Source organism: Streptomyces lydicus, from assembly GCF_004125265.1.
GTDB classification, from domain to species: Bacteria; Actinomycetota; Actinomycetes; order Streptomycetales; family Streptomycetaceae; genus Streptomyces; species Streptomyces lydicus_C.
On sequence record NZ_RDTE01000001.1, the window covers coordinates 286,717 to 310,306 of the forward strand.

Annotated in this window: 9 protein-coding genes; 4 read left to right on the top strand and 5 right to left on the bottom strand. The window is 69.6% G+C overall.

The genetic code is table 11. The annotated features are described in order from the left end of the window. Positions 1-1,506: 1,506 nt before the first annotated feature. Together D9V36_RS01255 and D9V36_RS01260 are read left to right on the top strand one after the other, a co-directional pair. Complete coding sequence (locus tag D9V36_RS01255) at positions 1,507-14,448, top strand: toprim domain-containing protein (RefSeq protein WP_129292042.1); 12,942 nt, start codon at positions 1,507-1,509, stop codon at positions 14,446-14,448. Between the two features lie 12 nt (positions 14,449-14,460). Further along, entirely contained in the window at positions 14,461-16,575 is a 2,115-nt protein-coding gene (locus D9V36_RS01260) for a hypothetical protein (protein WP_129292043.1), read from the top strand. 350 nt (positions 16,576-16,925) lie between these two features. Here the strand turns inward: D9V36_RS01260 and cas6e are convergent, their stop codons facing one another. The 5 genes from cas6e to casA are packed head-to-tail and all read right to left on the bottom strand — an operon-like array spanning position 16,926 to position 21,565. Next, the gene (gene cas6e / locus D9V36_RS01270) at positions 16,926-17,633 is read right to left on the bottom strand and encodes a type I-E CRISPR-associated protein Cas6/Cse3/CasE (RefSeq protein ID WP_129292045.1); all 708 of its coding nucleotides are present in this window, start codon (positions 17,631-17,633) and stop codon (positions 16,926-16,928) included. Further along, positions 17,630-18,322, bottom strand: coding sequence for a type I-E CRISPR-associated protein Cas5/CasD (gene cas5e, locus D9V36_RS01275; RefSeq protein ID WP_164992808.1), 693 nt, complete (start codon positions 18,320-18,322; stop codon positions 17,630-17,632). Before cas5e ends, cas6e begins: the two co-directional genes overlap by 4 nt. After that, a complete protein-coding gene (gene cas7e / locus D9V36_RS01280; RefSeq protein WP_164992809.1) occupies positions 18,319-19,485 on the bottom strand; it encodes a type I-E CRISPR-associated protein Cas7/Cse4/CasC in 1,167 nt (388 codons plus the stop codon). Before cas7e ends, cas5e begins: the two co-directional genes overlap by 4 nt. After that, on the bottom strand, positions 19,482-20,105 hold the full coding sequence (gene casB / locus D9V36_RS01285; RefSeq protein WP_129292047.1) for a type I-E CRISPR-associated protein Cse2/CasB: 624 nt from the start codon (positions 20,103-20,105) through the stop codon (positions 19,482-19,484). Before casB ends, cas7e begins: the two co-directional genes overlap by 4 nt. After that, positions 20,102-21,565 (bottom strand): type I-E CRISPR-associated protein Cse1/CasA, encoded by a 1,464-nt coding sequence (gene casA / locus D9V36_RS01290; protein WP_164992810.1) that lies wholly within the window; start codon positions 21,563-21,565, stop codon positions 20,102-20,104. The genes casB and casA overlap by 4 nt, the downstream gene beginning before the upstream one ends. A gap of 268 nt (positions 21,566-21,833) precedes the next feature. On the opposite strand from casA, the gene D9V36_RS01295 reads away from it, so the two are divergent. Together D9V36_RS01295 and D9V36_RS01300 are read left to right on the top strand one after the other, a co-directional pair. Then, positions 21,834-22,274 carry a hypothetical protein gene (locus tag D9V36_RS01295; RefSeq protein ID WP_129292049.1) on the top strand — a complete coding sequence of 147 codons (441 nt, stop codon included), beginning with the start codon at positions 21,834-21,836 and terminating at the stop codon, positions 22,272-22,274. A gap of 217 nt (positions 22,275-22,491) precedes the next feature. Then, the gene (locus D9V36_RS01300) at positions 22,492-23,571 is read left to right on the top strand and encodes an NYN domain-containing protein (protein ID WP_129292050.1); all 1,080 of its coding nucleotides are present in this window, start codon (positions 22,492-22,494) and stop codon (positions 23,569-23,571) included. Positions 23,572-23,590 lie beyond the last annotated feature (19 nt).

Genomic DNA, 23,590 nt, shown 5'->3' on the forward strand with positions numbered 1-23,590 from the left:
GAAGGGTGGGCAGCCGATGAGGATGCACCCCGTGCAGTGGCACCTGCCTCAGATTGGTCGTCAGAGGAGGAGCCGCCGTCCGGGCTGACGACTTCCGACGCAGTCGCGGGCTGGGCCGCGGCGGCCGACGCCCCGCGCGTCCTCCCTCCCGAGCCGGGTGCCGGGGAATCAGAGGACCCAGCCGTAGCTACCAGGGCGGGTGGTGCCTGGAGGGAGGACGCCCCACCGGCTCTTGACGCGGTGGCCGAGGGCTGGGCGAGCGACGAGGATGCGCCACGTGTCCTTCACGCATCCGCAGGGGAGCGTGCCCGAGCGACTGCGTCTGATGCGGTCTGGGCACAGGATTCTCCATCCGGGTTGGCCGCCCCAGCACCGACTCCGGGGTGGTCCGCAATAGACGAAGCGCCGCGGGTTCTTGCACCTGAGCGGCAGGCTGGGCAAGCAGACAGTTCAGCGGTTCCCACGAGCGCAGACGGTGTGTGGGGGGATGAGGATGTCTCGTCGGGGCTCGATGCCATAGCCGCGGGGCGAGTGAGCAAGGAGGACACACCCCGCGCCTCGGGGCGCGACTCGGGCTGGTCCGCAACGGACGACGTCTCCCGCGTCCTCGCACCCGAGCAGGACGCTGAACGAACGGACCGGTCCACAGTCTCCACCGATGCAGACAGGGCGTGGGGAGACGAGGACGCTCCCTCGGCTCTTGGAGCTGCGCCCAAGGGGTGGGCGAGCGACGAGGACATACCACGCGTCCTGGACTTGTCCACAACTCAGCAAACGTCCCCGACAGCGCCCGGTCCGGGTTGGACAGAGGGACAAGAGCCGCCGTCGGGGTTGGCGCTTCCCGACCCGGCTGCGGGGTGGTCCGCGGCGGACGACGCTCCTCGCGTCCTCATGTCCGGGCACGCCGGCGGGGAAGCCGACGGCCCCGCCGGCACGAGCAGCACGGGCGACGCTTGGGGTGACGAAGACGCCCCTCCGGCACTCGGCTCGGTAGCCGAGGGATGGGCGAGCGACCAGGACACCCCGCGCGTATTGGACATGTCCGCGGCCCAGCCGGATTCCACGAAGGCGACCGGCTCCGGTTGGACGGCGAAGGAGGAACCGCCGTCAGGGCTGGATACCCCCGCATCGGTCCCGGGCTGGTCCACAGTGGACAACGTGCCTCGCCGCGTCCTCGCACCCGCACACAGGCCTCCAGGCGAATCCGAACGCCCAAACCTGCCGGGTCAGGACAGGCCCATCGACACCCGACCTACAGCCCAAACGGATGGTCGTACGACCGCTGAGACCCCCCGCACCGCAGCGCGCAGCCCCCGCAGCACCGGCAACCAGGGCGCGGATGCCGACGCACGCGGAGACCCAGACACACCTACCCGCTTCAACGCCCCCCGGAATGCCAGCGGCGGCACCCCCGAACGCACCATCCCCGTAAGGCGCCCCGCGCTCCCCGACTCCGCCGCAGCAGGCACTGCGCCCAAGGAACGGACAAAGGGGGCGGCTCCAGCCGTGCTCGGGGAATCTCCTCAGCCTCCCCGGGCGGATGAGAAGGACGAGCTGGAGGGGCAGGGCACCGCGCCGAAGCAGCAAGCCGACGCCTACCAGACGCAGCACACCACCCCCGTGTCCACAGGGTCGGGGGAGGGGAGCGACGACCTGTCCTCCGCTCTGGGCCAGGGGCCGGACGACCTCGACCCAGAACGTCGCATCGCAGCTCTGATGGACGTTGTCGAAGGGGCCTTCCAGTACGCGGACGAGGCAGCCAATAGGGCACAGCGAGCCGCGGCACGGTCCTCGACCCAGAACGAGGAGCGCTTGGAGGCGGTCATGCACGCCGCCCACAAGCACTGGCTCGTCGCTGAAAGCCAGCTCGAAGGGGCGCGGGAGGCGCACGCCGACGGGCAGGTATCGCGGCTGGAGTACCACGCGGCCCAGGCGATCAGTGCAGCGGTGGACACCCAGCGGGCGGCTGGCGTCGCCACGTCTGCGGAAGCTCTGAGGGAGGTCCTCTATGGGCTCAAGCCTGCTGCAGAGCGAGCCCGGCTGGAAGAACTGGATAAACGGCGGAAGGCGGAACTCGACAGGACACTGACCTCAGTCACGCGCATGGACGCGACCAACCGCGGGCGGCTGCAGCGTGCTCGGTGGCACGCCGAGAGAGCGGTGCCCGAACTGGGCTGGTGGCCGGCGCTCGCCGCGGACATGGCTCACGCATATCAGGGGCATCTGTGGCTGGACGATACCGGCACTCCGCGTCTGCTGAAGAAGACCCGCGAAGGCCGCATTGCGGTGGGGCGGAAGGTACGCGCCGACCGGGTCGCGATGCTGCGCACGGCCGGGTTCTTGGTAGCGGGTGCGGACCGTGAGACGTCGACGCCCTTGCGCCCCTCGCGCATGGGGGCGGAGGCGTTGTATCTGACGACGCTGTACCCGGAAGGGCTGCACGCGGATGCGCGTGCAGCCTATGACGCGCGGTTCGAGAAGGCGCGTCGGCCGTGGATGAACAACGAGGACCGCAAGTCGGCGGCGCGACGTCTGCCGCCGTTGGACCGCTACGCCGGGCGCGAGGGCGGCGAGAAGCCGGTACTGCTGGAGGCTGATGAGGTCCCCCAGGCCAGCACGGAGGAGGTCGACCAGCATGCTGACATGGCGGAGTTGGCGCAGCGGTTCGGCTACTGGGCGGCGATGAGCCAAACCGAGAAGTTCGACGTCGTCAAACCCCCAGGCGCGGCCAGGGCCCAGGAGCCGGAAGCGCTGGCCCGGGAGCTGGGGCAGAACGACGTCGGCGACGAACGTGCAGCTGCGGCCCCCTCAAGGGAACTGCCGATGGCGACGGGCCAGAACACCCCACTGGCCGACACCACGCTCACCACGACTCCCGATGAGGCGAGTACACGCATGTCTCCCACCGCAGACAACCTCGCCGCGACGGACCTGCCCGGACTCACTGCCGAAACGGCCGCGCCACCGCTTCACAAGCTGTCCGACGAGGCGACCGCGTCCCCAGCCGCAGCCCCGCTAGGTAGCGACTGGGACCTAGCCCTGGCTGATGTGGGAGCCCCGCACAGCGCGGAGTCGGCGGCCGCCGCCTGGGCACTGCGCGGTGTGCTGGCTGACTCTGTCCTCATCGATCTCATGGCATCAGCGGACGAGGACGAGGCCTTCGCTCGCTGGAAGAGCCAGCACATGGCCTACTACGGCGAGGCAACGGGGCACGTCAACGAGACCCTCGCCCCCGGCAACATCGTCAGCTACAAGAAGAACGCCAAGCACTTCGAAGCGCAGATCGCCGGCCAGAGGGTTGACATGACCTGGGAACGGGTCCGCTCCTGGCTGCGCGACGCCACCACCCCCGAAGCGCTCAGCTTGCTGCTGACCGCCAAGGAGGCGGGGGCCCGTCTGGACGGCGGGAGCCGCGGCAACGCTCTGTTCGCCGCCACCGGAGAATTGGCCCTGGCCCGGGACCTACGCTCCCAAATCGAGCGGGTAACCACTCAAGCCCTCGACCACGTAGTGCAGTTCATGGCAACGACGCCGGTGCCCACTGGGCACCGTGGCAAGCCGTCCCCCCGTGCGGCCGGCGGTGCGCTCTTCGACCTGACCGAAGCACCCCCCTTCGACCTGCCCGGCGCGGATCAGGTCCGCGCTGACCTGGATCGGCTGATCTCGCACCTTCCCGACCCGCACGCGGTCAGGGAACCCCAGACCGTCCCCCTGTCCGAGCTCAGCGACGGCATGGTGCTGGACCGGGACGACAAACCCGTCGTGATCACGGAGATTGTCCGTCACCCCCGGCACTGCGACATCATCGGCGAGTTCCGCGGCCCGCTCCGGCCCGGCCGCATCAAGCACAGCATCGAGCTGTCGGAGCAGGACCCTGACCCGCGCATCACCCTCGCGCCCCTCCTCCCCTCCCTATACGAGTTGACAGGCCAGCAGCCCGAGCCGGACGACGAAGATGCCCCGGGACCCCTGGTCGAGGGCCATCCCGCACCCAGCGCATCCGCCGCACCGCGCCCCCGGGGCGAAGCCACCCCGCCTGAGCCCCGCCTGCCGGATCTCGCCTGGGGGAAGCAGCGTCTACGTGCCCACGGCCAGGCCCTCGCCGCCTCCAGCGGACGCCCCCCGTCGTCCACACGGCGCCGGGACCTGGACCCGGACGACCCCTACGCCCAGTTCACCGACAACCTCGAACACCAACAGCAGCAGCTCGCCGACCACCCCGACGAGCACACGGCGGTGGCGAGCGCCGCCCGCGAGATCCGCGAGACAGTCGCCGACCTCGCAGCGCGGGCCCGCGCCTACACCACCCAGCGGCTGCGCACCGCCGAGGGCGACCCGGCCCAGCTGCTCCAGCTCACCCTGGAGCCCTCGCAGACCGCCCCGTTCGTCCGGGTCGCGATGAACGCCATCATGCGCGCCATCGACACGGCCGAGGCCTCGGTGCCCGGAGCCCGGGCGAAGGCACGGGTACGTGCTGCGCTCGCGGCAACCGTCTGCTCGTCCCCACCTCGTGATCCACAAGGCGACAGTGCACGGGACTTCGGCGACGCATTGGTCGCGTTCAAGGCGGTGGAATCAGATGAACAGGACACCGTGGCCGAGCTGCTGGCCGGCCCGGAGCACTGGGCGCACTTCGCCGACATCGCCGCACACGTCGAGGCCGCCACAGCCAACCCCGACCCGAACCCGCCCGCACCACGGTTCGCCAGCGTAGAGGAACTTCGCGCCCACCTCGCCCACCTCGCAGTACAGCCCCAACCCAACAACGCCGAACTCGACCCTGCCGGACTCGTCCGGTACGAGCTGCGCGGCCGCGCCGAGCACGCGGGCGAACTCGCAACCGACCCGACTCTGGAGCTCACCCCCAGCAGGCGCCTGGCGATCTACGGTTCAGCGGGCGACGGCTGGCGCGTGGTCGCGCCCGGCAGCGCGGACAACGTCGTGCCCTGGCCGGTGAAGACACGGCGCCATGCGCTGCGCTACGCCGCCCTGCTGGAAGCCCTCACGGACTCCGCAGGCAACGCCTATCCCTGGGACGCCGACGACTTCCCACCCGCCGGCACCCCCTACGAGCCGCAAGGGGGACATCTCCTCTACGACTGGGTGAAGAGCAACCACTCTCATGCCCCCTCGGGCTTCCGGCACGCACTGAGACTGCTGCGCGAGTCGTCCCGGGCGCACGGCTGGATGGAAGACCTGCGGCTCTACCGGTTCTCGGAGTTCGACTACATCCACCCCGAGACCCCGGAGGGTCTTCAGCCGGGTGACGAGGTGATGTTCACGTTCGACCAGGACGAACTGGACTACGCGTCGAGCCTGGCCGGCTACTTTCCTCCGCTTCGGGGCGGCACCCTGGCCATCGGCACTGCCGTCGTCGACGAGAACCGCGACCTGATTCCAGGCTACTGGTGGCCGCATCGCCACCCCGAACAGATGCAACAGCTCACAAAACCGGTGTCGTTGCGCGACGGGGCGCGCCGTCCCCGTCCTGGGGAGTACACGCTGCACGCCGGCATCATGGCGCACCTGCCCGAGCTGGCGGCGGCCCATCAAGCCGGCGAGATGGCACCGCCTTCCCCCGCCGTCGCTGCCCCTGATAGCCCGCGCGTCGAGAACAGTCCGGCTGCCGCTCCCGGTGAGAGGGCTGCGGAACCGCTGCGCCCTGAGCGCAGCGGCGAAGCGGCCATGGGCCGGGATTGGTCTGCCGACGCCCCACCCGCACCGGCGGAAGCGCCTTTGGCGCGGCGGGCGAACCTTGCGCAGGCCCCGGGGGCGACGCCGAGCGACGCTCCCGCGCCAGCCGCGCCCGTGGTCAAGGCCTTCAGCAAGGCCCCGGCGCAGGAATCCGCCGGACAGTCGAACCCCTTGGACGCGGTGGAGGCCGGGGCCCCCGATCACGCCCCTGTGCAGGGTGGCGCTGACAGAGCCGAACCCCTTGCCGGTGGAGCGACGCCAGAGGGAACAGAGCCGGGGAACCAGTCAGGGGCGTCCTCCGAGCCGCCGGCCGCCGAAGACGGGAACGAGTACGGGCGGGGGCGCTACGTGCCCTGGGGGTGGTCCGTCTCTCAGGGCATGACCCAAGCCATTGACCAGGCGAAGGCCCAGCCTGTGGGGTCCCCTGATCCGCCAGTGTTCTCCGAAGCGGTGCCCAGCAAGGTCAAGACTGCCCACCTGACCGAGCCACAACTCATCCGGCGTCTCCTCAGCCTCGACGAATACCTCACCCGCTGGCGTGCGGCCGAACCAGTAGAGGCCCCCCGGACGAAGAAGGCACGCGACAACTACGCAAAGCGTGCCTATTCCCTCGTACACCGCTATCAGGACGTCCTTGAGGAATTCGACGACCGACGAGCGCAGCGTCGCAACATCGCCAAGGGCCGTCGGCCAGGCCCGGGGGAGGTCCTGTTCGGCGAGCTGGTCGCCGGCGACCGTGTCCTGGTCACTGTTCACGGGCAGGAGGGGTCGGTCCCCTGCACTATCAAGCGCCGAAGCCCTGAGGGGTATGGGGTGGTCGGCCTCGACACCACGGAGGACTACCGGTACGAGAACAGGTACATGCCGGTACGGCGGGCCGATGCCACCCAGGTCAACGACCGCGGTGACGACACCAGGATCCTGTCGTACTTGGAGGAGGAATACGGTCTCCTCCACCGCTGGCTCATCCGGCATTCCCACCACGCAGAAGGCCGAGAGGGGGTCCGGGCACGAGCCATACGCCTGACTGACTTGATCAACAGCAAACCGAACTTCACAGGAACACTGCCGCTCCTGCCTGCGGCACAAGCCGAAAGCCAGCAGCCGGCGCTGCCCTCGGCCCACGAGGTGCAGCTGGGCGCCCCGGAACAGACCGCGTTGTTCCCGGATCCGACGACCGAACCGCCCCCGGTGCCCGACACGCAGAACACTGCAACGCAAGGGACCGACGCCGCGACGGATGTGTCGCTCCCGCGGTACTCCCAGGTGCGCGAGCAGACCCTCAACGAGATCGTGCGCGGCAACATCACCGAAGCCGACGGCGTGTTCATGCAGAGGGTTCCCCGACGCTCCATCCGCCCGGCCAGTTCCCCGCAGCACATCAGCGCCGTCCTGAACGAGGGCCTGGCAGAGCGCACTGGGGAGCTGATCCAGCTCTCAGAACTCGGCCGCAACTGGTACGCCCACTACAAGGTGGCCTGGCCTTCGATTCCCCGGGACATCGAGGCTGTGGAACGGGCCCCTCTGCCGCCCATCGACTTCGCGCCGCTGGGCGTCCTACCGGTCCCCGGGGACAGCCCGCAGGGGCCGCGTCCACCCGCCCCGAAGCCCCTGCCTGACGCCTGGTACAGGAGCGCAAAGGGCCGCAGTAAGGAGAGCCTCCAGGGCACCTACGCCATGGCCGCCGATGCCGCTGAACGGGCAGCACACTCGACGCCCCGCAACCTCGCGGACATCGCGGCAGGCCCCGACCACAAGCTCTGGACGCACCAACATCCACTGGCCCAATACGACGAGAACGCCGCCGCCGCACTGGAAGCCGTGACCGACCCCGTCACGCACAGGTACGCGACCCAAGCCGTACTGCACCTTCGGACAGCGCTGGAGGAGGCGGGCAAGAACGCAACAGACCACTACGTGCAGAACGTCCGCAACCCCCACTGGAAGACCGAAAGGGGGTCGCAGTCGGACTTTGTCCATGAGGAGCGGGCGCGCGGCATCGTCGTCACCTATCTCCTCGCGGTCCGCGAACATGCCGAGGCACACCACCTGGACGCTGACACCGTCGTCGAGATCCTGGAGGACGCCGCCGGATGGACAGGGGAGCTGCGCGAACTCGACAAGACGCCAATCGCGTATCCGTATCTGCCCGCGGCGGAAAGCGTGGCCAAGGCCGCCCAGCACGTGGCCAACGCCCTGGCCTCGTTCGCGCGGGGCGAGACCGACACGGTCGACACCGTGGCCGACCGCCGGAAGACCTGGCGCACCGTTGAACCTCGCCCAACCCTCGCGAACGCCACGTCCGGCGAGGAACATGACCCGGTTGGCGCTGGCGGCACCTCCGTCGCTGACAGGGAGCCGCCTGGCCCAGACGCCAGCCCGGCCGAGAAGGTCCGCTCCGACCGCCGCTTCTTCGACCTCTCCTACCGCGTCGGCCAGTTCGTCGACTACCGGGACGACCAAGGCGCAATGGTCACCTCTCGTGTCGTGAGCAACGGCGTCAATCTGATTCTGCGCGACGACGATGGCCACGAGTTCAGCCCGCCGCGCGAGTTCCAGCAGAGCCGCTTCGTGACCGTCCGCGAGGACGACGGATCTGCGCTGCCACCGCCTGCCTGGACAGCCACCCTGCCCGACGGGTACCGCGCCGTGGCACCAGACCAGGTGAAGCCCGGAGACGTGGTTCACGACTACCGGGCAAACGGCGAACTATGGACCTCCAGGCTCGTCATCGAGGTCAAACACAACGACGGCAAAACGGACCTGACAACTGTCGGACTGAACAAGTTCTCCGGGATTTGGCTCCACTACGACCACCGAACGGTCGCGGTCCTGGATGGGACAGAGCACTCGCACCAGCTCGCCGAAACGGCCCTGCGTGGCCGGGAGGTTCGTAACTTCGCGAAAGTCTTCAACATCCCTCTCGACGGCATCCGCATCAGGCCTGCCACCGCAGCCATCCTGCCCACGGCGCCCCTGGGGAAGAACGATGCGCCTCTCGTCCAGCAGCCCGCGGCACCGGACACACCGGACGCTGACGCCGATGCAGCCGCAGATGCGACGTCGGCCACGCATCACGCCACCGCGGCCGATGCTGGAGGTCCGGCCCGGGCAGGGGCTGATGCCAGCACTCGAACCCAGCCCGTTGACCACCAGGACCACGCCCAGGGCCAGGAGGCGCAGGCGCAGCCCGCCGTCGACGGGCAGATGGTCGAACGGCCAGCAGAGCCTCGAACCGCTCAAGAGCCGCCCGAGGCTTCCCGCGCCCGCCAACCGGCTGCGCCCGTCCAGCCTGACGACGTGCTCGCGTCGTCGGCTCCCGACGCGCCGGCACCCCGCACGACCGGCCCCACTGAGAGCGCATCAACCGTCCCCGGTCCCATACCAGACGGCATCACGCAGGAGGACAGCACCGACACCGCCGCTGGGCTCGCCGAGAACGCAGCCGTGCCCGCCGGCCGGGACGAGGAGCCCAGCACAGACCTGGGCACTCCCACAAATGAGGCTGCCACCACCGTGCCCGGCGACCGGTCGGAGCGTGCCGTGCCCGAGCTCGAGGCCAGCCCATTGCCACACCCACCAGCCGCCGAGGCGCTAGAGGAGGGCACCGTGGCCATCAGCACGCCGTCGAACGTGACCGAGGAGCCCACCGCTCCCCGCCAGAACACGCCTCGAGATGCGCAGTTGGCCCTGGAGACGGCTGCGCCCTACCCGGACGCGGCGGCGTATGCCACCGCGCATGAGGCACTACTGAGGGAACTCGACCGGCACGAATCGTGGCTTGCGCGCACCCCGGTAGCAGCGGCAGCAGCAAACGCTCTTGCCGGGGATCGGACCCTCGGCCCTCCCGGCCTGACGGCTCTGCTTGCCTTGCAGGACACTCTGGCCTCTGGCCCGGACGACGGCATGCAGCGCGCTGACCTCGGACAGCGCCTCAGCCGGCACGTCCGGTGTGCACAGTTGGCCATGGCCAAGGACGTCCTCGGCGATGCCGCTCGCAGCACTCGCAGCGAGAAGCTGCGCGAGCTGCACCACATCGCCTTCCGGGGCCAGTTCATCGCCTTTGTCCAGCAGACCGAGGACGGTGAGATGGAGCTCGGCCAGTACATCCAGCACCGCGACCAGCAGCTCACTCAACAACGCACCCAGTCAGAGAAACCCGCAGAAGAGTCGCCCGCGACGGCACAGGAGGCCACCACCATGGCTGTGGACCCGGATGACGACAGCCAGCTTCCCGTATTCGAGCGGCCCGGCGAGATCCCCCTCATGACCGCCGCGGAGGCCGCGCCGCGACTACTCGCCCAGGCACAGACCCACCTGGCCAGCGGCACCCAGGGAGTCGGGATACTCGCCCACATCTACGGCCGTCCCGTCTATGCGCTGGTCGACCAGGTCGGGGCTTCCACACCCTCGCTCATGCTCGGGCTCGCTGCCAAGAACAAAGACGGGAGCGCGCGGCCCGTGACGATCCGAGGAGACGAACTCGCCGCGATCGCCCCGGAGACGCTGATGAGGGCGGTCACCGCATGGCTGAACGCGAGCGACGCCGGCGACCGCCCACTCCTGGACTACGCCCCCTCCACAGCAGTACAGGCACCTGTGACCCTGGCACCAGATCAGGGGCCCAACCCCACCGAGGCGGAGCAGCCCGCCGCCCCGGCAGCCGCGCCCCCGGCCCCCGCCGCAACTACCACCACCGCGACCGCCCCCACACCGCCCATGGCCGAAGTGATCGCACCGCCGCCCCCTCAAGCCGAACCTGATGTTCCCGCTGCCCCGGAGCCCGACGCTGCACCGGAACCCGAAGCGCAGGCCGCCCCGGATGCGGCGGCCGGGCCCCCTGCACCGGGGGAGACCGCCTCGCCGCCGGAAGTCGCCGTTGCGGAAAAGTCGGCAGCGCCGATCAGCCCACCTGCGTCCTCGGCCCAGCCCGATGCCGCTGCGAAGTCCGCGGACGACCAGCAGGGGCAGGACGGAGCCCAGCAGGGGGAGAGTGCCCCTGCGGCGCCGACCGAACAGCCCGCGCCCACTGAGGCCGACCCCGCCGGCCAGCTCACGGCGCTGGCCCGCGCTACCCTGACGAAGCTCGACGTCCCCCTGGAAGCGACGGGCGTCCTCATCGCCCCCCGCACCGTCGTGATCACCTTGGAGTCCAGCGGCAACGCCGAGCACGACCGCCAGCTCGCGGACAGCCTCCGCACGGCCCTCCACGAGGCGATCCGGCAGCACCCAGACCAGAGCCTGGCCGCCTACCGCATCGACTTCCAGCACACCCCCCAGGTCGGTCAAGGCTCCTTGCAGGAGGCCTCCGGCTCCAATGAGGCTCCCATCCCGCGCGAGCGACTGATCGTCGCCAACACCGCGGCCGCACGGATCTTCGCCGAGCGACTGCAGAGCGACCCGAACGCCGAACTGGCCCGCACCTACCTGACCGAGGAACGGCAGCTTCCCCCTGAAGTCCAGCAGGAATGGATCCTGGGCTACGCACCCTCCGACCGCAACGCAAAGCCCAAGCGCTGGGATGTCCTGTGCAAACAGCTCCTACAGCAGGGCTTCACGGAAGAGGAACTACTGCAGGCCGGCCTCGCGGACCGGAACCGCTACGGTGGCCTCTACGACTCCTTCGACGACCGCATCATCTTCCCCATCCACGACGCCAACGCAGAGATCGTCGGCTTCGGCGGGAGGCGCATCGACAGGCCAGGGGAAACGGAGGAGCAGGCTAAGGATCGACAGAGCGCGAAGTACATCAACACCCGGGACACGGACGTGTTCGCCAAGGGAGATCTTGTCTTCGGCCTGCACCATCCTGCCCAGGCTCAGGCCCTGGCCGAAAGCAACGGGCCGCGGGTGAGCGTCGAGGGCTACACGGATGTGATCGCCGTTGTTCGGGCAGCCGCCACTGTGCCGCTCGATCAGCGTCCGGTGGCAGGCGCCCTCAGCGGCACCGCCTTTACCGAGCGCCAGCTCACGAGACTACGCGCCCTGGACACCGACAATCCTCGCCCCCATATCGCGTTCCTGGACAACGACGCCAGCGGCCGCAAGGTCCTGCTCGACAAGTCGGACCTCTTGCTGCAAGCCCCCGGCCCGACGGAGGTGACCGCCGCACCAGACGCCAAGGACGCAGCGAGGCTGTGGGAAGAGGGCATCAAGACGAACGGCGACGGCGCCACTCCCGTGCTGCAGGCGCTGGAGCACCGTCAACCCCTGCTGAACGCAACAGTTGACGCGGTCCTTCTGAAGAACGCGAACGAGAGTGAACGCGCCAACCATGCCTTCGATCCGGAGAAGGACTTCAACCGCACGCGGGCCATGGCCGCTCAGGCCGCACGCTATATCCGTCAAGCCGTGCAAGCGCACTCACCCGCCAACACGACCGCCCTGGAGCAGGCAGCGCTCACGTGGGCCAAGCGGCTTCACCGGGAATGGCGGATCCCCGGGCACATGACCGCCACCGCGGTGCTGCTCGGGCCCGGCAACCATGACCAGGACCACGAGAACGAGGTCTACGAGCACGCACTGGAGTTGCTCGCCGCTGACCCCGAGAACTACTTCGCCAACGACACCAACGTCCGCGACCGCGCCTCGGTCCTCTTCGACTCCCCGGACGCCTCCGTGGCGACACCTGCGAACCGCGCCAACGCAGCGCCCGATACCGCCGGCAGCACGCCCGGTCAGTGGCCCACCGGGACACGCGGGCCCACAACTTCGAAGCCGACCCGCCGAGCCGAACGATCCCCCAAGGCGAAGCTCGCCCTCACCCTCGTCCTGCCGGCCCCGGCAAGCGGTGAGCTGGTCGAACTGACTGATCGCACCACCGCAGCACAGGCCCTGCACACGGCCGTGTGGGACAGGCTGGGGCAGCATGCGGCCGAGACGCCTCAGCCCAACCGGCTTCCCACACCTCACAAGCTGGGCGCCGTCCACGGCATCGACCTGGCCACGTCCGGCGACGACCAGGCCTCCGACGACCCCACCATCGTCCTGTGGCTCGGGCCCTCCCACAATGACTCCCTGCGCCTGTCCTCCAGCCGCCTCCGGCAGATGCCCGCGCCGGCGCTGCTCGCCGCGGTCGAGTGGCGCGCCGCCCAAGCCGCCGACCTCCTGGGCCCGCCCTTGAGTCAAACCTGGCGAGCCGCGGTCCGCAGCATCATCCCGTCCGCGTTTCCCGCCCGCCCGACCCCGCGCCAGCTCGCCGACCTCCTCGACACCATTGCCCAGAGCCCCGAGAACAACGACGAGCGAAGCCGGCGCCGAGCAGAGCAGGCCCTGGCCATGTACACCGCCGGCCACGCGGACCTGGCCCTCGACCACCTGGCCGCCACAGACCACATCTGGGTCCTGCGCAATGACGGGTCCTGGATCCAGGAAGAGGCCCCAGGAGAGCCGACCTGGGAGCAGCTCGACGCCGGATTCCGCCAGGAATCCGAGGAAATGGCGGAAGTCACAAAGGCTGCCGGCCGCCTTCCTGCCGGTGGCTTGCCTGTCGACCAGATGCCGCTCGCGGCCGACCTCACCGTTGCGCACCACAGTGCTCACGAAGCCGTCGCAGCAATGCGCCCCTACTCGATCGGCCTGCCCGGCACCGTCTACGAGAAGATCACCGACCTCGTAGGCCAGATGGACGCTGCCCAGCCCGCCCTGCGCAGGCTGCACGGCCCCGCCGGCGAGCGGCTCATGAACCGGGCCCGAGCCTCCTTCGTCCGCGTCCTGGAAGGCCTGGCCACCGTCGCAGCCAAGGTTCGGCTCACGAGCCTGAGCACACGCCTGGAACGCACCGTCGCCCGCCTGCGCGGACAGGACCCTGCAGCCCTCCCCGCCCCTCGGGCCACGCGCCCCGACCGGCGCATGCAGGACCTTGAGCACATCGAACGCGACCTGGAGCAGCGCATGGCCATCACCACCACCACGCTGGCCGAACGCGGCGAACTCCAAGAGCAATGGATCATCAACCGAGCACGCTGGCGCGCACGATACGAGCAGTTGCACGGCCAGCCTGTGAGCACGGACTTCCTCCCCGACAACGGTCTTGTCGCCGGAGCACCCCGTGTCCCCAACCTCAGGGCCGCGCACGAGATGCTGCTGAGCAGACTCCGTGACCGTGTCGCCGAACTACGTGACACCGATCCGCACACCGGCGAGGACGGCAACCCCTACGATCCGACCGCTGACCTGCTCAACGGGGTGGCCTGGGCCTACCAGCAGCGCCTGATCGGCACCGTCCCTACCGGGCCGGATCCACAAGGGCCCATACCGCCAGAACAGTTGAGGCGGGCAGCCCTCACCGTCACCACGCACCAGGACTCCTCGCCGCTCACCCTCCGGCGGTTCCTGGACGTCACTGCCGAGCGCGCCGACCGGTTGCTCCAGCGACTGGAGGACCACCAGGTTCTCGGGCCCTACCGGGCAGATTCGCCTCGAACGATCCTGGCTCGCCCGCGGGACATCGACGCCATGCTCTCCCGCCCCGCAGCACCACCGGCCGCCAGCCTCCGGAAGCCATCCGAGGCCACACCGTCACCGAAGTCACCCCCCGAAGACGCGGAACCAGAGGGGAGGGACGCTGACGGCCTCGACACACGAAAGATCCAGCAGCTGATCAAGAAGCTGAACGCCGACCAGCACGAGCGCAGCAAGGCCACAGAGCCCACCACACCCCCAGCCCGCGGCCGCAAGGCCACGCTGACTGAGGCAGAAGCGAACGCCCAGGCGGCCGGCCAGCCCACCTCACTCGCACCCAGCCAGTCTTGATGCGGAGATCTGATGACGACGCCAACCCCAACCCAGGCCGAACCGACCACACCCGCACCCGAACTGCGCACCGGCCTCACTGCGGACGAGATGCAGGAGCTGCTCGAACGCCGAGCCCGGCTGGAAGAACTCCAGAAGGGCTTGGTCTGGGCCCGCGCCCTCGACGACCAGGACACACCCCCGGCTGTAGGACCTCGTGACCTCAGCGGCCTGGACCTGGTGATGGCCGCAGCGAACGCCAACCAGGCGTACTACTTCAGCCAGCCGGCCTGGAACGCCCTCATCCAGATTAACCGGCACGTCACCGACGTGCTTCGTGATGTGAACGTGCGAGCAGAGCGCGCCCCGCAGGAAGCAATCAAGGCGGCCCGGATCACGACACTGGCCGCCAGTCTCATTGCCCGGCACGCCGCAGAGATCAGCAGCTACCTCGACACCTGGAACCAGCAGAACATCCCTGGGCTGGACGAGGCTGCCCAGGCCATGCGCACCCTCGTCCAGGCCGCGGAGACCCACGCCGCACAGGCCGCAGGACTCGACGACGGCCAGACACTGGACACCCCGCGCCTGCTGAAAGCTCACGTACGCAAGCTGAACAAGGAACTGAGGCGCGCCGCGCCGCCCCCCGAGCCCGCAGCAGCGGTGGGCCTGGACGACGCAGACGACCCGGCCCTTGACAGCGCTCTCTCCATCGGCGCCGCGATCGATCCCGAGCTCGCCGAAGCCTCCCAGCTGATGAATTCCCTCATCGAGCTCGGCGGCCAGGCACGCCGGGCCGGGCACCGCATGGTCCTCGACGTACGCCTGCACGGCATGGTCGAGGCCGCGCAGCTCCGAGGCTTCGAGATGATCTCGGGAATCGCGCAGTCCGTCATACGACGCTACGACACCCAGGACCAAGCGACATCCGGGCGCCGCAACATCGCCGCCATGATCTTTCACTACGCCGAGCAGCGTCTGGAGCGCATGCGCGGAACCCTGGGCGCTGACGAACAGCGCGAGGAGGGCTACTACGAGTCCGACCCGCCCGACCACTACATGAGCGCACTCCGGGAAGAGTCGGGCACCGTTCTCTCAGAGCTGCGAGCGAAACACCTTCGGCCGGAGGACCGTCTGGAGCTGCAGATCCGCTTCCTCCTCGCTCAGCGAGGCATGGCCCCGGCTGCAGCGGAGGGCAATCAGGAGTGGGGCACCCAGGCTCGCTTCCCGCCCCTTGACATCGTCGCAGGCATGCAAACCGAGACACCGGTCGAAACCCGGGAGGCTCTCATCAAGGCGCTGCGCCGGCGGGTGGAGAACAACCCCTTCCAGCGTGACGCGCACTTCTTCAACGCGGTCGCTGACCGCTTTGCTCAGGAGCTCGCTGGTCCGCCCGAGCTGAGTGCTCAGGCCCTGGAGACGGACGTCACCGCCGCCCAAGTGCGGGCTGTGGCCGAGCACCTGGTCGAACGAAGGACGGAGGCTATGTCGGCTTCGCCGCTGGTGCTGAGCGAAGCTGTCGAGCTGAACGTTACCTATCCTCAGGCGGAGCGAGCGCTGGCTGTACTGCACTCGCTCAATGTGGTGGGCCCGTCCGACGGACTCAAGCCGCGTGAGACTCTGACGCGCTCCCACCCCGAGCTGTCCACTCAACTGGTTCTGCTCGAAGAGCGCCTGCCCAATCTCCTTGCGCTGCAGAAGAGTGCCGCGGAGCTGGCGGCATCCCCGGCACCCGAAGCGCCGGCACAGGCCGAAGCCGCCGCCGCAGCGGAACCCACTCGATCCGAGCAGGGCCGGACTCCGGCTGATGCCGCGCCGGCCCCGCCCGCCGAACCGGCTCTGCCCAACACACCGCCAGCGCTGCCACGCCGCGACCGGACAGCGGACCGTCCGCACCCGGGCAACTTCCGTGCCCACCGAGATCCGGCCGCTGAGTCGACCCCGGCCGATCAGGATGTGCCGCAGCTGCTGGCAGATCACCAGAACCGCTTCAAGGAGGTACTCCAGACCTTCATTGACAGCCGGAAGGACCGTGCCGCCGCCCACCCTGCACCCCCCGAAACCACGCCCACCATGGCCACGAGCGTGGACGAGGCGCAGCACAACGCTCAACAGCCCCAGCAGAGCATGGCCAGCGCAGTGCGCTGACCATCGACCGGGACAGAACCGGACTGGAGAGAGGACAACGTGATGACAGATGAGCGGCAAGAAGAGCTGCGGAAGCAGGAAGACGACCGTAGGGGGCGGCGAGTTGCCGCAGAGCTTCGGCTGCTGCAGCAAGAGCGCCAGCCCCAGGATGAATCACACCGGAGTGTCGAGCGCCCTACAGAGGAGCACTACGCACAGTTGCCTGCCCCCCGGCATACGGGCATCCGCTGACCAGAGCGGTCGGGCGGCGCCTCCCTCTTCGGCCTTGCCCGGCCGCCTTCAGCGACATGATCTTGTTGCGCAGTTCGATGGGCGACGAGGCCTGCCGTGGGCCTCGTCGCCGTGAGGCCTCAGGGCGTGCGGAGGGGGGCGAGAGTGAGGAGTCCACAGCCGTAGGCTTTGGCGCGTCCCATGCCGTGGGTCAGGGTGTGCCGGAATGCGCTGGGGTCGCTGATATCGAGGTGGCCCTCGTAGGTCACCGCATGGATGTGGACTCGTGCACCCGGCCGGGCGTCGGGGGTGCGTTTGAAGCTGAGCGTATGGCTGGAGACGACCGTGAGTTGAGCCGCCCCGGGGCCCGTTCCTTGTGCCGGGACGGTGAATCCGGCGCCAGGAGCACGGTCAGTGAGCCATTGGATCTGCTCGGCAACCGTGGTCAGGGCCGTGCGGTGGCTGCGCTGCCCGCCCGGGCGGACGGTGGCGCGTGTGGGGTTGGCGGTGAGGCGGAAGCGCAGCCGGGTTCCGGGGCGGAGCCGGTTGAGGAGCGGGGTGTAGGGGCGGGTGTCCCACCCGGGGTCGTTTGGCTGCGCGATGTGGGGCCAGCCGGCCTGCTCGACGATGTGGGTGAGGTCGGGCCGGGTGGGGCTGACGATGAGCAGAGTGGTCTGGCGGTGGGGGTGGCGGGTCTCGTCAAGTCGCCACAGGACTCGGTGGTCGGGGGCCGCTCCGGCCGAGGGCGGGGGGAAGGCCATGGCGACCGCGGCATGGAGGCGCTGGGGAGAGCTGGTGAGCTGACGGGCGCGGGCGGGGTTGAGGCGGCAGCGGGTGAGGTGTGTCATCCGAGGTCGTCCAGGGCGTCGAAGAAGTCCATGGGGTCGGTGGCCTGGGCGGGGGGCAGGGCGCGGGTGGCGACGGCGCGGCTGGTGTAGCGGCGGCGTCCGGGGGTGAAGTCGACGGCGTGGTCGGGGTGGAGGCGGGCGGCCGGGTTGGTGGGGTGGGTGTCGTGGTGGATGGTCATGCGGTGGCCGGGGTGGGCCCGCTGGTACCAGCGGCTGGCCTGCCAGGGCAGGGATTCGAGGAGGGCGACCGGGTCGGTGGCGGTGGGGTGGATGCTGTGGAGGGGCGGGCGGGCCGGCGGGCAGGAGCGGCGGCCGAGAAAGAGCGGATGGGCTGGGTTGCGCATGGCCTGGTAGGTGCGGTCGATGAGGGGCGCGGGCCCGGCGAGGGCGGCGGTGAAGACGGCGTCGGCGAGGTAGAACCGGTCGGACAGCGGCATCGCCTTGCGGGAGGTGTGAGTGGTGTGGAAGTCACGCAGGCGGGTGCCGGGCTGGTCGGCACGGACGGCGTAGGTGAGGGCGGCGAGTTCAGCCAGGCCCGCGGTGTCGGTGCGGGCGAGGCCGGCGGCACAGGCGAGCATGCCTATGACGCCGGACTTGCTGGGGTGGGGATCGGTGTCCCGCAGGGCATGCCGGCCGGTGGTGCCCCAGGACTGCAAGGGCGCGGCGAGGACAAGGACGAGGACGCTCACACCGCCTCCCGGATGCTGGCGGTGCGGTGGGTGAGTTCGGCCGCCGCGGCGTCGGCGAGTTCGGTCAGGGACTGGACAGGGGTGGCGGTGGCGTGGAGGGGCTTGGTGGCCTGGGGCTGGAGTGTGAGGATCCAGGAGCAGGCGGTCGGGTCGCCATATGCGGTGTTGGTGACGGTGATGTGCTCGGCCAGGGTGGCGGCGGCTGCGGGCAGGTGGCCCCCGGAGGCGGTTTCGACCGGCACTTCGAACGCACCAACATGGTTGAGAGGGGTCCCGGAGACAGTGGCGATCAGGACGGCGGGCCGAGTGGTGTGGGCGTAGGAGGTGATGTGTCCGGAGGGCACGGACTCGGCGAATACCCGGATGAACGTGTCCGTCACCTGCTGAAGGCTCATCGCGCCGGCGTAGTCGGCGAGATTGGAGGCGAGGTCGGGGCCGGTGAGGGCGGCATGCCGGTAGAGGGTGGGAGCAAGGAACTCGCGGCGACCGATCATTCCGGCTCCCTTGTCGGTGGCGAAGTCGTCGACGGCGGAGAAGTAATCGGTCTCGGGGGTGGTGCGGTGGACGGCGATGGCGTGGGCGACCTGCACGGCGGCGTCGACGGTGAGGTCGTCGCTGGTGGCGACCATCCGTCCGAACAGGGCGATGTCTACCGCGTCCTTCGAAGCGGCGGCCTCCTTGACCGCGGTGGCATTGGCCTTGGACTTGAGGAAAGCGGAGATGTCGTCGGCGCCGTCGGCGGCGAGGTGGGCGAGCCGGTCGATCTGGCGTCGTCCGAGGAACAGGGTCTCGCGGGTGGCGGGCGCGTGGCGGACGGCAGCCTTGCGATGTGCGGAGGCGGTGTCGGCACTGACACCGGTGACGAATGAGAAGACCTTCTCGGCGATTTCGGCAGCCGCATCGCCGTCGAGGTCGGCCCGGCGCTCGAGGAGTGCGCTGGTCAGCAAGCCGATGCCGTGCCGGGTGCGTACGGCCAGGTCCTCGTCCGGGATCAGGCCGGATGCCGAGAAGCGGATGCGCATGGCGCGCTTCCATGCCTGGGACGAGACTCGGGCGCGAGGCACGCCGCCGTAAACGGCGGTCTTCGGGGTGCCGAGGTCGTCGCGGTTGATGTTGCTCGGGGGGAGGGTCTGTAGGGCGTGGAGGGTCAGGTGGACGGTCATGCTGGTGGGGCCTTTCGGTCGGCGGTAGGGGATGAGGCGGTGCGGTTGGCGAGGGCTTTGGCCTTGGTGTAGGCATGGGCCCATCGCTGGCCGGTGCGGTGAGGACCGCCGGGAAACTGCCAGGCGTCCAGGTCGGCGGCCAGCAGGCCGTAGTCCAGGGACACGCCCAAGGGCCGGGCTTGGCCGATCAAGGGCCGCAGACGGGCGGTGACTTCGTCGAGGGTGTGGGTGCGCAGCGCGCGGGCGAGGTCGTCCTCGGCCGAGGTCCGGGAGCGGGCCACGCGGGCAAGGACGGCGCCGAGCGTGGTGGGCTGCTGGGCGCTCGTACGGGCGTGCGGGACGTCGGTACGAGCCCAGATCTGGGCAGCGGCGGTCACCGCGGTCGCCGCCTGCTTGTAGGCCTGCTCATTCAGGCCTGATTCGGCTGCCTCGTGGAGGCCGGTCAGATCCAGCGCCAACCACAGCGCGGGGCTATCGGGCGGCGTATTGCGGCTGAGCAGGGCAGGCAGATGCCGGTCGACACCTCGGGCGAGACGGCGTTGCAGGCCGGTTAGAAGGGTGTCGGAGACGGTGCGCACGCGCATGCCGATCGTCTCGCCGGGTGGGTGGGTGTGGGTCATGCGTGGGTGCCCTCCTCTTCTGGGTCGTGTGTGGGGCGGGTGGGCTGGGGCAGTGCGGCGAGGGCGGCAGCGTGGATCCGGGCGGCCGCCATCACGTGCCCTCCGGCACCCGATGCGGCCACCCGCTCGATAGCCCTGGCCAGCGCGGTGGTCCAGGCGTCAGCGCCGGTGGCCGGGTCGGCGGCGGTCGCCTCCCAGGCGGAATCGAGATGGGGAGCCAGGGACAGGGCCGTACGGGAGGAGACCGTGGCGGGCGACAACGGCAGGGTGTCGGCAGCGGCGCGGGTGACCTTCTTTTGGGCCTGCCAGGGAAGGCGGGCGGCTGTGACGAGCTCCGCACGCCGGGCGGGGTCGGCGAGCCCCCCGGCCGGGCCGAGCGGGGCGCTCAGGTGGACGATTCCCGAGAGCGCGGCTCGGTGGGCGCTAGTGTGCTCCGCCCTGAGCACCACTGTCCTGAGGGGCAGCTGCGGAGGCAGGACGCCCCGCTCGGCCGCGGCGGTGATGTGGTCGAGGACGGGGCAGCTGCCTGCACCCGGGGCGTCGTCGAGAAGGGTGGCGGGGGACCAGGGCAGTAGGTGCCGGGCCGCGTCCGTCACGGATAGGCGGGTGCCGCGCCCGTTCACTGCGACGCCCGGGTCGTACCGGGCCATCGCCGCACCGGGGTCGGCCGGGCGGTCCCCGTCGTGCACCGCGACCCCGGTCACCCGGCCTTTCTCGTCGGCGATCAGCCGGACCCGGCGGGCTGGCCACGTCCACATGTCCAGCGGCCCGGTCGGCTCCCGAAGCCGCATCGGGGCGGCCGGTGAGTCGCGCTCCCACACCGGCGAATCGCCCGAGGCCCGGATGCCGGGTGGACAGTTCAGCAGCAGCTCGTCCTTCAGACAGCTGCCGGTGACCTTCAGGTGTGTCACCGCGCTCAGCGGGGCCGGCTTGGAGCCGTAGACCTTGCCGCCCCGGGTGGCCGGGTCGTCCGGGTGCCCGCTCTGGATCCCACCGGGATGCCAGGCATGCAGCAGCACCAGACACAGCGCTGCGCTGGCGGGGTCCATCGGCTCCGGGGGGTGTAGCAGATGCGGGGCGAACTGCGCTGTTCCCGATCCCCAGGACTCCATCTCCAGTACCCGTACGTCCCGGGTCGCCGCGGTGAGGGAGGCGGACTGCCAGAACGGATGGGTAGGGCAGAACAGATCAAACCGGCCCCGGTTGTTGTCGAGGTAGGTGTCAATCCGGGCGTCCAAGGTGGGAGCCTGCCAGGCCGCGTCCCATTCCGCTGCATCGGCGGGCCGGGCAGCCGCCGCGAGCACTGCGAGCAGGAGCCGCAGCAGCACGGTGTGCTCCTCGGGCTGGCCGGCGAGACGGATCTCATGCGCCCGGGACAGGACTTCCCTGAGCGGCAGCCGGTCAGGGCCTGCAGCGGTGAGGACCGGTACCCAAGGCCGGCTGACCAGGTCGAAGGACAAACCACACCTCCTTGATGCGTGGGCTGCGCCATTCGCCATGCCGCAGAGGGAGATCAGTGGGAATCCGACAACTATCCAGTCCCACTGCTTAAATCGCAACCTACATGAGTTGCAATTTGCCAGTGCTGGCTGGAGGACTCCGTTGTTGCACTTCCCACGCTCTCGACGCGCCGTCAGGCCCACGAGCACGGCCCCGACGTATACCCTGCTGTGCGCAGGGCGGCGATACCATCGACCGGACCGCAGTCGACCCGATCAGTCAGGGCCCATGACCACCCGTGAGACCCTCCCCGAGCTCATCCACCGCCTCGTAGAGAGCAAGGGCCGCGCGTGGGTGGAGCGGGAACTCGACTACGGCCCGGACGTGATTGACCACCACCTCTCCAGCCTCGCCCGCAGACGCGCACGGCAGGCACCCCGGCCCGGCTCCGCCGACCGGCCCGCCGACGTCAGCACCGAACCGCTGCGCCTGATCGACCTTGCGCTCCACCTTCACGTGCGGGTCGACACTCTCTCCCGGGCCTTGCGCAACGACCCAGCAGCCCCCGCCCCGGCACCTGGCACCGACGGGAGCCGCTGGTTCTACGCCGCTGTGCACGCCTGGTGGCCCAACCGGCGCAAGCGTGGCCAGCGCGCGGGCTACGGCGGACCGACTCTCAGCTCATGGCCCAGCCCGGAAGGGGAAGGCGACCAGGGTGAACGGACCTGAGTGCCCCGCGCCTGACCTGTCCGGACGAAGTCTGATCCAGCTGTGCGCACGTCCCATCACGACGCCCCAACACGGCCATGATGGCGACGGCATGGCCGCCAGTATCCCTGTCCGGGCCGAGACTTGTGGCCGAAGGGGTGAATCAGAGCAGGAGGGACAAGGTATGTGATGGACTACCGACCGAGTAGGGCTACTACTCAAGGTCGAGGGGGAGCAGATGGACCGATGCATCGTCCTGGTGGACGCCGGCTATCTCTTGGGCGCGGCGGCGACGCTGATGACCGGTGGCGCGACACGCTCGCGCCTGTCCGTCGACCACGGTCGGCTCATCGAGCGGATTCGCCAGAGGGCTGTTGACGACACTGGCCAGCCGCTTCTGCGTATCTACTGGTTCGACGGCGCGCCGGACCGTGTCCCTCAGCCTGAGCACCGACGCCTTCGTGTGATGTCTCGGGTCACCGTCCGACTGGGCCTGCTGACCCGCGTTGATGGACGAACCCAGCAGAAGGGGGTGGACGCTGCGATACACGCCCAGTTGACCGAACTCGCCCGCAACAAAGCGTGTGCCGACATCGTGCTGATCACCGGAGACGGGGATCTGTTGCCAGGAGTGATACAGGCCAAGGAGCATGGCGTTGGCATCCACCTGTGGGCGGTTCAGGCCGCCGACGGCGAGTACAACCAGTCCGAGGACTTGGTGGCGGAAGCTGACGAGCGGCACTTGCTGGACCGGTCTTGGCTCACCCAGGCTGCCATCAAGGCCGCGGGGCCTACCCCGGCAGCCGACGCTGCCGCTCCATTCGCGCTCGAACGCGCCGCACTGGAACCCGAGAGCCGTCCCCAGCCGCTGCCGCAGGCCCCCACCCCGAACGTCTTGGCGCAACGCTCTCCAGCAGCAACAGCCACCGCCACCCTGTGCTGGTCCTCTGATGCCGGCTGGGTCAGCCCAGACGACGAAGTACCTCTCCTGCGTGACCTCACCTCCGCCGAGGAGGAATGGGCTGACCGCGAGCACGACATGACGCGCGTTGCCGGCGAACCACGGGAGGTGGGCGGCACGTTCGGGGCTCGCTGGGCCCGACGGCTTCCACCTGATTCGGCCGAGGAACTCATCGCCAAAATCACCGATGCCCGCCCCCGCATCCCTCGTGCCCTGGACGCCGAGCTCCTTCGCTACGCAGCCCGCTTCGGACCAATCTGCGATGACACACTCGACATCAGCGAGGTACATCGGGTAGAGCTGCGCGCTGGCTTCTGGCACGGCATTACTGCTGATCAGATGAGGTCTTTCTCCTGATCAGCAGACAGCCCCGGCG

What these genes read in the sequence shown, in the direction of transcription:
- D9V36_RS01260 (WP_129292043.1), top strand. Translation starts at nt 14,461, where the DNA reads ATGACGACGCCAACCCCAACCCAGGCCGAACCGACCACACCCGCACCC.
- cas6e (WP_129292045.1), bottom strand. Translation starts at nt 17,633, where the DNA reads ATGACACACCTCACCCGCTGCCGCCTCAACCCCGCCCGCGCCCGTCAG.
- cas7e (WP_164992809.1), bottom strand. Translation starts at nt 19,485, where the DNA reads ATGACCGTCCACCTGACCCTCCACGCCCTACAGACCCTCCCCCCGAGC.
- casB (WP_129292047.1), bottom strand. Translation starts at nt 20,105, where the DNA reads ATGACCCACACCCACCCACCCGGCGAGACGATCGGCATGCGCGTGCGC.
- D9V36_RS01295 (WP_129292049.1), top strand. Translation starts at nt 21,834, where the DNA reads ATGACCACCCGTGAGACCCTCCCCGAGCTCATCCACCGCCTCGTAGAG.
- D9V36_RS01300 (WP_129292050.1), top strand. Translation starts at nt 22,492, where the DNA reads ATGGACCGATGCATCGTCCTGGTGGACGCCGGCTATCTCTTGGGCGCG.